This window comes from Acidocella sp. (assembly GCF_052326845.1).
Lineage (GTDB): Bacteria > Pseudomonadota > Alphaproteobacteria > Acetobacterales > Acetobacteraceae > Acidocella.
The window spans coordinates 1-10,274 of the sequence record NZ_JBKQJR010000211.1 but is presented as its reverse complement, the minus strand read 5'-3'; the positions used below and the strand labels follow the sequence as shown (position 1 = coordinate 10,274).

General features: G+C 65.4%; 8 protein-coding genes. 5 read left to right on the top strand and 3 right to left on the bottom strand.

Annotated features, from left to right (window positions below; all coding sequences use genetic code 11):
• From carA to ACLPJJ_RS14065, 4 genes are all read left to right on the top strand, one after another.
• Positions 1-1,015, top strand: a 1,015-nt coding sequence (gene carA / locus ACLPJJ_RS14080) for a glutamine-hydrolyzing carbamoyl-phosphate synthase small subunit (protein WP_443591619.1), incomplete at its 5' end; no start/stop codon positions are given.
• A 145-nt stretch (positions 1,016-1,160) separates the two neighbouring features.
• The gene (carB, locus tag ACLPJJ_RS14075) at positions 1,161-4,403 is read left to right on the top strand and encodes a carbamoyl-phosphate synthase large subunit (RefSeq protein WP_443591618.1); all 3,243 of its coding nucleotides are present in this window, start codon (positions 1,161-1,163) and stop codon (positions 4,401-4,403) included.
• Positions 4,404-4,484: 81 nt separating this feature from the next.
• Entirely contained in the window at positions 4,485-4,958 is a 474-nt protein-coding gene (greA, locus tag ACLPJJ_RS14070) for a transcription elongation factor GreA (RefSeq protein ID WP_443591617.1), read from the top strand.
• A gap of 6 nt (positions 4,959-4,964) precedes the next feature.
• The gene (locus ACLPJJ_RS14065; protein ID WP_443591616.1) at positions 4,965-6,161 is read left to right on the top strand and encodes a threonine ammonia-lyase; all 1,197 of its coding nucleotides are present in this window, start codon (positions 4,965-4,967) and stop codon (positions 6,159-6,161) included.
• Here the strand turns inward: ACLPJJ_RS14065 and ACLPJJ_RS14060 are convergent.
• On the bottom strand, positions 6,158-6,925 hold the full coding sequence (locus tag ACLPJJ_RS14060) for an RNA methyltransferase (RefSeq protein ID WP_443591615.1): 768 nt from the start codon (positions 6,923-6,925) through the stop codon (positions 6,158-6,160). The genes ACLPJJ_RS14065 and ACLPJJ_RS14060 overlap by 4 nt on opposite strands.
• Complete coding sequence (cysS, locus tag ACLPJJ_RS14055; RefSeq protein ID WP_443591614.1) at positions 6,926-8,275, bottom strand: cysteine--tRNA ligase; 1,350 nt, start codon at positions 8,273-8,275, stop codon at positions 6,926-6,928.
• 76 nt (positions 8,276-8,351) lie between these two features.
• On the opposite strand from cysS, the gene ACLPJJ_RS14050 reads away from it, so the two are divergent.
• On the top strand, positions 8,352-9,734 hold the full coding sequence (locus ACLPJJ_RS14050; RefSeq protein ID WP_443591613.1) for a dipeptidase: 1,383 nt from the start codon (positions 8,352-8,354) through the stop codon (positions 9,732-9,734).
• On the opposite strand, the gene ACLPJJ_RS14045 is transcribed toward ACLPJJ_RS14050, so the two are convergent.
• On the bottom strand, positions 9,725-10,126 hold the full coding sequence (locus ACLPJJ_RS14045; protein ID WP_443591612.1) for a YraN family protein: 402 nt from the start codon (positions 10,124-10,126) through the stop codon (positions 9,725-9,727). The genes ACLPJJ_RS14050 and ACLPJJ_RS14045 overlap by 10 nt on opposite strands.
• Positions 10,127-10,274: the final 148 nt, after the last annotated feature.

The following is a 10,274-nucleotide window of genomic DNA, read 5'->3' as shown; positions in this document are numbered from 1 at the left end:
CGGCTACCAGGAGACGCTGACCGACCCCTCCTATGCCGGGCAGATCATCACCTTCACCTTCCCGCATATCGGCAATGTCGGCACCAATGCCGAGGATATGGAAGCCGGGCGGATCTTCGCCCGCGGCCTGGTAGTGAAGGAGGATTTCACCGCACCCTCCAATTACCGCTCGGAGGCTGATCTCGGCGCGTGGCTGAAGAAGATGGGCATCCCCGGCATTTCCGGGGTGGATACGCGGGCTCTGACCTTGCGGATCAGGGATTTGGGGGCTCCGAACGCCGTGCTGGCCTATCCGGAGGAGCAGAAATTCGACCTCAAGGCCCTCGCCGCGCAGGCCGCCGCCTGGAGCGGGCTGGAAGGGCTGGACCTGGCCAAGGAAGTCTCCTGCACGCAGTCCTACGAATGGACCGGCGGGACCTGGAACTGGGAGCATGGCTTCTCCTCCCCCGAGCCGCAGTTCAACGTCGTGGCGGTGGATTTCGGCGCCAAGCGCAACATCCTGCGCAGCCTGGCTTCCGCTGGCTGCAAGGTGACAGTGGTGCCCGCATCTTCCACCGCCGAGGATATCCTGCGCCACAAGCCCGATGGCGTGTTCCTCTCCAACGGCCCCGGCGACCCGGCGGCGACGGCTACCTATGCCGTGCCGGCCATCCAGGGCGTGATGGCGGCGGGCGTGCCGATTTTCGGCATCTGCCTCGGCCACCAGTTGCTGGCCACCGCGCTTGGCGGCAAGACCTTTAAGCTGGAACGCGGCCACCGTGGCGCCAACCAGCCGGTGAAGGACCTCACCACTGGCAAGGTCGAGATCACCTCGCAGAACCATGGCTTCGCGGTGGATGAGACCTCCCTCCCGGAGGGCGTGGAGGTCACGCATGTCTCGCTGTTCGACGGCTCGAACGAAGGCATCGCCTGCAAGGCCAAGCGCGTGTTCTCGGTGCAGTACCACCCCGAGGCGTCGCCGGGGCCGTCTGACTCCGCGTATCTGTTCAAGCGCTTTGTCGAGATGCTGGGCTGACGCCCCCCGTCATTGCGAGGCCGCAAAGGCGGCCGCGGCAATCCATCTTCGCGGCGGGAAAGATGGATTGCTTCGCTCCGCTCGCAATGACGATTTGAAGTCTTTCATTCCTCGCCGGATAAAATTTCGGATCGGACATCTACCTATGCCCAAACGCACAGACATCAAGAGCATCATGATCATCGGCGCCGGGCCGATCGTCATCGGCCAGGCCTGCGAGTTCGACTATTCCGGTGCGCAGGCCTGCAAGGCGCTGCGCGAGGAAGGCTACCGCGTCATTCTCGTCAACTCCAACCCGGCGACGATCATGACCGATCCGTCCCTGGCGGATGCGACGTATATCGAGCCCATCACCCCGGAGATGGTCGAGAAGATCATCATCAAGGAGAAGCCGGACGCGCTGCTCCCCACCATGGGCGGGCAGACGGCGCTGAACACCGCCATGGCGCTCGCCAAGTCCGGCGCGCTGGAGCGGCTCGGCGTGGAGCTGATCGGCGCCAAGGCCGAAGTCATCGACCGTGCCGAGGACCGGCTGAAATTCCGCGACGCCATGGCGGAGATTGGCGTGATGGGCCCGCGCAGCGCCATCGCGCACAACAAGGAAGAAGCCGCGGCAGCGCTGGAAGTCGTCGGCCTGCCGGCGGTCATCCGCCCCTCCTTCACCCTCGGCGGCACGGGCGGCGGCATCGCCTATAACCGCGAGGAATTCTTTGAGATCTGCGCCTCCGGCATCGATGCTTCGCCCACCAACGAAGTGCTGGTGGAAGAATCCGTACTCGGCTGGAAAGAGTATGAGTTCGAGGTGGTCCGCGATTCCGCTGACAACTGCATCATCATCTGCTCCATCGAGAATATCGACCCGATGGGCGTGCACACGGGCGATTCCGTTACCGTCGCCCCGGCGCTGACGCTGACGGACAAAGAATTCCAGATCATGCGCGATGCTTCCATCGCGTGCCTGCGCCGCATCGGCGTGGACACCGGGGGCTCCAACGTGCAGTTCGGCATCAACCCGGTGGATGGCCGCATGGTCGTCATCGAGATGAACCCGCGCGTGTCCCGCTCCTCGGCGCTCGCCTCCAAGGCCACAGGCTTCCCCATAGCGAAGATCGCCGCCAAGCTCGCCGTGGGCTACACGCTCGATGAGCTGAAGAACGACATCACCAAGGCCACGCCTGCGAGCTTCGAGCCGGTGATCGACTATGTGGTGATCAAGATCCCCCGCTTCACCTTCGAGAAGTTCCCCGGCACCCCGGCGCTGCTCTCCACCTCGATGAAGTCGGTCGGCGAGGCGATGGCCATCGGCCGCAACTTCGCAGAAGCCTTGCAGAAGGGCCTGCGCTCGTTGGAGACCGGCCTCTCCGGGCTGGATGAAATCGACGCGCCCGGCGACGGCACGCCGGACGCCTTCAAAGCCGCACTTTCCACGCCCCGCCCGGACCGCCTCCTCATCGCGGGGCAGGCTTTGCGCGCGGGCCTCTCCGTTGAGGACATCCACGCCACCTGCAAGTTCGACCCCTGGTATCTGCGCCAGATGCAGCAGATCATCGAGGCCGAGCGCGAGGTGAAGACGCTTGGCCTGCCGCGTGACACCCACGGCTTGCGCCGCCTCAAGGCGCTGGGCTTTGCCGACAAGCGTCTGGCCGAACTCACTGGCCAGAAGGAAAGCGCCGTCACCACCGCGCGGCTCAAGCTCGGCGTCACCCCGGTGTACAAGCGCATCGACACCTGCGCCGGCGAGTTCGCCTCCGCCACCTCCTACATGTACAGCACATATGAGGGCTCCTTCGGCGCGCCGCTCTGCGAGGCCGACCCCTCGGAGAAGCAGAAAGTCGTCATCCTCGGTGGCGGGCCGAACCGCATCGGCCAGGGCATCGAGTTCGACTATTGCTGCGTCCATGCCGCCTATGCGCTGCACGAGGCCGGGTACGAGACCATCATGGTCAACTGCAACCCGGAGACTGTTTCCACCGACTACGACACCTCGGACCGGCTATATTTTGAGCCGCTTTTCGCCGAGGACGTGCTCTCCCTGCTGCGCAAGGAGCAGGAAAAGGGCACGCTTCTGGGCTGCATCGTGCAATACGGCGGGCAGACGCCGCTAAAGCTCTCCCAGGCGCTGGAGAGCGCGGGTATCCCCATCCTCGGCACCTCCGCCGATGCCATCGACGTGGCCGAGGACCGTGAGCGCTTCCAGGCTCTGCTGAAGCGCCTTGGCCTGCGCCAGCCGGAGAACGGCATCGCCCGCTCCGTCGAGCAGGCCGAGGCCATCGCGGAACGCATCGGCTACCCCATCATCATCCGCCCCTCCTACGTGCTGGGCGGGCGCGCCATGGAGATCGTGTATGACCGCACCGGGCTGAACCGCTACATGCGCGAGGCTGTGCGCGTCTCCGGTGAGAACCCCGTGCTCATCGACCGCTACCTGAACGAAGCCTCCGAAGTGGATGTGGACTGCATCTGCGACGGCGAGACCGTGTATGTCGCCGGGGTGATGGAGCATATCGAGGAGGCCGGTATCCATTCCGGCGACTCCGCCTGTTCCATCCCGCCCTACTCGCTCTCCCCCGCCATCGTTGCCGAGCTGCGCGCCGAGACGGTGGCCATGGCCAAGGCGCTCAACGTCGTCGGCCTGATGAACGTGCAATACGCCATCCAGAACGACACGATCTACGTGCTGGAGGTGAACCCGCGCGCGTCGCGCACCGTGCCGTTCGTCGCCAAGGCGACCGGCGTACCGGTGGCGAAAATCGGCGCGCTGGTCATGGCGGGCGCCAAGCTCGCCAGCTTCAACCTCGATGATTCCATCTCGCCGCGCCACGTGGCGGTGAAGGAGGCGGTGTTCCCCTTCGCGCGCTTCCCCAATGTGGACACGCTGCTCGGGCCCGAGATGAAATCCACCGGCGAGGTGATGGGCCTGGACACCAACTTCGCCCGCGCCTTCGCCAAGGCGCAGCTCGGCGCCGGGGTCTCCCTGCCGCTCAAGGGCACGGCTTTCGTCTCGGTGAAGGATAGCGACAAGGCCGCCATCTTGCCCATCGCCCGCCGCCTCTCGGAGCTGGGCTTCACCATCATGGCGACCAGCGGCACCGCCAAGTGCATCGCTGATGCCGGTATCCCGGTGAAGCGGGTGAACAAAGTGCTGGAAGGCCGCCCACATTGCGTGGACGCCATCCGCTCCGGCGAGATCCAGCTCATCGTCAACACCGCCTCGGGCGCGCAGTCGGTGGCGGACAGCTTCGACATCCGCCGCTCGGCGCTGACCCATGGCGTGCCGAATTTCACCACCATCGCGGGAGCACGGGCGGCGGCACATGCCATCGCGGCGCTGAAGGCTGATACTCTTGATGTTGCGCCGCTTCAGTCGTACTTTGCCAAGCCTTTCTAAAACCTCGCCGGCTATCGGCCGGCGGGGGGCTTCCTGTTGACCCTTAACACCATCGGGGGCTGCGGCCCTTGAGGAGAAAAAGTGCAGAAATTCCCCATGACCGCGGCAGGTCTCGCGGCGCTCGAAGATGAACTGCGGCACCTGAAGGCGGTAGAGCGCCCGGCGATCATCCGTGCCATCGCCGAGGCCCGTGCCCATGGCGATCTCTCCGAGAACGCGGAATACCACGCCGCGCGCGAGCGCCAGTCCTTCATCGAGGGCCGCATCGCCGAGCTGGAGGAGATCACCTCCGCCGCCGAAGTCATCGACCCCGCCTCCCTCTCCGGGGACACCGTGAAGTTCGGCGCCACCATTCTGCTGGTTGACGAGGATACCGAGACCGAGGTCACGTATCAGATCGTCGGCATGCACGAGGCCGACATCAAGCGCGCGCGCCTGTCCATTACCTCGCCCCTGGCCAAGGCGCTTATCTCCAAGCGCGTGGGCGACACCGTGGCCGTGCCTGCCCCCGGTGGCGACCGATCCTACGAAATCCTGAAGATCACCTACGGTTAATCTGCCATGATCACCTTTGACGACGTCCAGGCCGCGGCCTCGCGGATCCAGGGCGCGGTGCTGCGGTCGCCCTTCCTGCGCTCGGACGGGATTTCCCGCCTCACCGGTGCGGAGGTGTACATCAAGTACGACCATCTGCAGGCCACCGGCGCATTCAAGGAGCGCGGGGCGGCCAACCGCATCGCCCTGCTCACGCCGGAGGAGCGCAAGGCTGGCGTCGTGGCCATGTCCGCCGGCAACCACGCCCAGGCGGTGGCGCGGCACGCCGCCCTCTCGGGCATCAAGGCGACCATCGTCATGCCCCGCCACACGCCCGCCACCAAGGTAACGCGCACCGCCTCCTGGGGCGCCAACGTGGTGTTGCACGGCGAGACGCTGGCGGAAGCCGCCGCCGAGGCGCACCGGCTGGAGGAGGAGGACGGGCTGTTCTTCCTGCACCCGTATGACGACCCTGGCGTGATCGCCGGCCAGGCCACCATGGCGCTGGAGATGTTCGAGGACCAGCCGGACCTGGACGCGATCATCGCGGCCACCGGCGGCGGCGGTCTGCTCGCGGGCACAGCCGTGGTGGCGCGGCATTTGCGCCCGGAATGCGAGGTGCTGGGCGTCGAGGTGGAAAACTACGCCGCTTTCGCCCAGGCGCTGGCGGGCGAGCCCATCCATGTCGGCGGCCCGACCGTGGCGGAAGGCATCGCCGTGCGCGATATCGGCCAGCGCCCGCTGGCCATCCTGAAGGCGCTGAACGTGCCGGTGCTGGTGGTGAGCGAACATGCCGTCGAGCGCGGCATCGCCACCTTCGTCGAGAACGCCAAGCAGGTGACGGAAGGTGCTGGCGCCGCCGGCCTCGCCGCCCTGCTCTCCTTCCCCGAGCGCTTCAAGGGCAAGAAGGTCGGCATCTCCATCTGCGGCGGCAATATCGACCCGCGCATTCTCGCCAACACGCTGATGCGCAACCTGCTGCGCGACGGCCGCCTGCTCCGCGTGGTGCTGGAAATGCCGGACCGCCCGGGCATGCTGGCGGAAGTCGCCACGCGCATCGGCGCGCTCGGCGGCAATATCATCGAGGTCGCGCATCACCGCCTGTTCTCCAGCCCCTCCGTGCAGGACGCGCAGCTGGAGATCATGATCGAGGCACGCGACGCCAATCACGGCGCGGCCATCGAGGCGTCTCTGGCGGAAGTGTTCACGCTGCGGCGGGTTTAATCCCGCCGCCGCCCCAACTCCGAGATAATCCCGTGCAGGGTGTTCAGCTCCTGCCGCGTCACCTCGCCACGGGTGAAGAAATGCCGAAGGTTGCGCACCATGCCGGGGCGTTTCTGCTCGTTGCGCAGAAAGCCTGACTCGTCGCAGGCGCGGACGAGATGCGCCATGAAATTGTCCAACTCGCCCTTGGTGGCCGGGCGCGTCTCGTTCACTTGCAGCTCACGCGGCGGCAGTTCCGGCGTGCGCGCCAGCCACCATTCATAGCCGAACACCATCACCGCCTGGGCGAGGTTGAGGGACATGAAATCAGGATTGAGATCGTAACGGATCAGGCTGTCCGCGCAGGCGATGTCCTCGTTATCCAGCCCCGTGCGCTCCGGCCCGAACAGCACGCCGGTTTTCAATCCACGCTGGCCAGCAGCCACGGTTTCCGCAGCGCCGCCGCGCGCGGTGAGCACGGGCTTGATGATATGGCGCGGGCGCGGACATGTGGCGAAGACGCGGTGCAAATCCGCCACCGCTTCCGGCACGGTGTCGAACACCTTGGCGTTGTCCAGGATGCGATGCGCGCCGGAGCCGGTGACCCAGGCCCGCTGCAGCGGCCAGCCATCGCGTGGCGCCACAATGCGAAGGTGGAACAAGCCGCCATTGCCCATGGCCCGCGCCACCGCGCCGATATTCTCGGCCAGTTGCGGGCGCACGAGAATCACCACCGGCGAGGGCTCGATAGGGTGCAGTTCCGCACCACCGTCACGGCCGGTCATTTAGGCTTTCCTCAGCTTGTAGGTGCCGCCCGGGCCATCCTCGATGATCACGCCATGCTTGGCGATTTCATCGCGCAGACGGTCGGATTCCGCGAAATCCTTGCGCTTGCGGGCCTCGACGCGCTGCATGATCAGATCATCTATGGCTGACTGATCGATACCGCCTCTGAACCATTCTTCTGGAGTCGCGTTGAATAATCCAAGGAAACGTCCGGCGGACAAAAGTTCTGCCGCGGATTGTCTAACGCCATGAAGCGCAGACGTCGCCAGCATATGCAACACCGAAATCGCGCTCGGTGTATTCAAATCGTCGCAAATTGCATCGAATACAGATTCGTGAATTTCCTTGGATGGCTCAAGGTCCGGAAAAAGCGCTAACGCCCGATAAAACCTGTCCAGTTCCGCCTTCGCCTCGATCAGCCCGGCATCGGAGAAATCCAACGTCGAGCGGTAATGGGAGCGCATCAGCAGCAGGCGCACCGCCTCGCCCGGCGCAGTCTCCAGCACATCATGCAGGACTTTAAAATTGCCGAGAGACTTGCTCATCTTCTCGCCATTCACCAGCAGCATGCGGTTATGCACCCACACCTTGGCGAAATGCGAGCCGGGGAAGGCGCAGCAGGACTGCGCGATCTCGTTCTCATGGTGCGGGAAAATCAGATCATCGCCGCCGCCATGGATATCGAAATCCGGCCCCAGAAGCTTCCAGCTCATCGCCGAGCATTCGATATGCCAGCCCGGCCGGCCTCGGCCCCAGGGGCTGTCCCAACCCGGCAGGTCCGGCGTGGAGGGCTTCCACAGCACGAAGTCCCCGGCGTCGCGCTTATACGGCGCCACATCCACCCGCGCACCGGCGATCAACTCATCCGGCGTGCGGCCGGAGAACTTGCCGTAATCCGGGTCGGAGGCCACGGAAAACAGCACATGCCCATCCGCCACATAGGCATGGCCGTTGGCGATCAGGCGCTCGATGATGTCGATGATCTCGGGCAGATGCTCGGTGGCGCGCGGCTCGATATCGGGGGGCAGCGTGTACAGCGCGCCCATATCCTCGTGGTACCAGCGGATCGGGCCCTCGGTGACCTGCTCGATGGGCAGGCCACGCTCCTTGGCCCGCGCATTGATCTTGTCGTCAATGTCCGTGATGTTCCGGACATACGTGACCTTCGGGTAGAGCCGGCGCAGCAGGCGGATCAGGATATCGAAGATTACCACATTGCGCGCGTTGCCGATATGCGCGCGGTCATACACGGTCGGCCCGCAGAGATAGGCCCGCACATTGGCGGGGTCGATCGGGGTGAAAACCTCTTTGGTCCGGGTCCTGGTATTGTAGAGCGTCAACTGAGTCATGGCGGCTCTTTTGGCCTGTTTCCGGGGTAAATCAAGCCATGTTGCTTTTTTCGGCTGCCGCGTCCCAAATGCCGTCATGCAAAAGATTCTCGACACCGTGGACGCTCAGCTCGAAACCTCTCTGGAGCGGCTGTTCGCCTTCCTGCGCATCCCCAGCATCAGCGCCCAGCCCGCGCATGCGGCGGATTGCCGCAAGGCCGCCGAGTGGGCGCGCGACACACTGGCGGGCATGGGCTTCGCCGCGCGGCTGTCGGAAACCTCAGGCCTGCCCGGCGTGATCGCCACCAACCACGAGGCCGGACCCAGCGCGCCCCATGTGCTGTTCTACGGCCATTACGACGTGCAGCCCGCCGACCCGCTGGAACTGTGGCACTCCCCGCCCTTCGACCCGCAACTTGTCGATGGCCCGCGCGGCAAACGCATCGTCGCCCGCGGCGCGGTTGACGACAAAGGTCAGGTGGTCAGCTTCCTGGAGGCGGTGCGCGCGCATCTGGCAGTGAACGGCAAGCTGCCCGTGCGCCTGACGGTGCTGCTGGAGGGCGAGGAGGAAAACGGCAGTCCCTCGCTGGCCGAGCTGCTGACGAATGAGCGCGAGACGCTGGCCGCGGATTTCGTCTATGTCGCCGACACCAATATGTGGGATTTCCAGACCCCCGCCATCACCACCTCGCTGCGCGGCTTGGCGGCCATTGAGGTCCGGCTGCACGGGCCAAAGCGCGACCTGCATTCGGGCCTGTTCGGCGGCATCGCGCTGAACCCGATCCAGGCGCTGGTCACCATACTCGGCCAGCTCAAGGACGGCACCGGCCGCATCCAGATCCCCGGCTTCTACGACGGAATCGCCCCCGTCTCCCCGGCACAGGCGGAAAACTGGGCCGGGCTTGGCTTCGACGCTGCAGCGTTCCTCGGCGATGTCGGCCTTTCCACCCCGGCTGGCGAGGCCAACGAACTCCCCCTCGCCCAGCTCTGGGCGCGTCCGACGGCGGAACTGAACGGTATCTATGGCGGCTATCAGGGCGAGGGCAGCAAGACGGTCATTCCCGCCCATGCCACGGCCAAGCTCACCTTCCGCCTCGTCGCCGGGCAGGACCCGCACAAGGTGCTGGAGAATTTCGAACGCTTTGTTACCGAACGCCTGCCCCCCGATGCCCGGGCCGAGTTCCACCGTGGCGGCGCCGCTCCCGGCTTCAGCCTGAGCCCGGACGCCCCCTTCCTGCGCGCCGCCCAGGCCGCGCTGGCGGCCGAGTTCGGCAAGCCTGCGGCGCTGATCGGCTCAGGCGCGTCCATCCCGGTGGTGGAGGCCTTCAAGACGCATCTGGGGCTGGACACGCTGCTCGCCGGTTTTGGGCTGGATGACGATTGCATCCACTCCCCGAACGAGAAATTCGAACTGGCCTGCTTCCATCGCGGCACCCGGGCCCACGCCCGGCTGCTCGCCGCCTTCGCCGGTCAGCTGTAGCGGATCGCGTCCTCGATCATCTGCACCGCCCCGCCGGCGACCAGCGCCACGTCAAAGCGCATCTCCTCGCGCGCCCATTCCGGGTGCATGGCCAGCGCCACACCGGCGGCCGCCAGCAATCGGGCCTGTTGCCGGGCAGAGACGGCATAGGCGGCTTCCGTAAAGCACGGCCGTGCCTTTACCTCGACAAAGATCAGGCGCCGCGCGTCCGCCGCGACCAGATCGATCTCTCCGGCCTTGGTCCGCAGCCGCTGTGCCAGGATGGTGTACCCGCCGGCCACCAGTTGTTCCGCCACCAGATCCTCGGAACCACGGCCCAGCGCCTGCGCGGCCCGGCGCCGGGCGAGTGTGTTAAGCGGGGATAAATTCGGGGCCAGTGGCGCTGCTCTCATGCGCCGATCTTTACTCCAAATTTAGAGCGTATTCCCATCTGATTGAATCGGATGGGATTCCCAAAACGGCTTTGATCTGATTCAAGATGTGTGCTGGCGAAGGGGGCCGGCATGCATGGCCAAACCGATTTCCATTGATCTTCGGCGC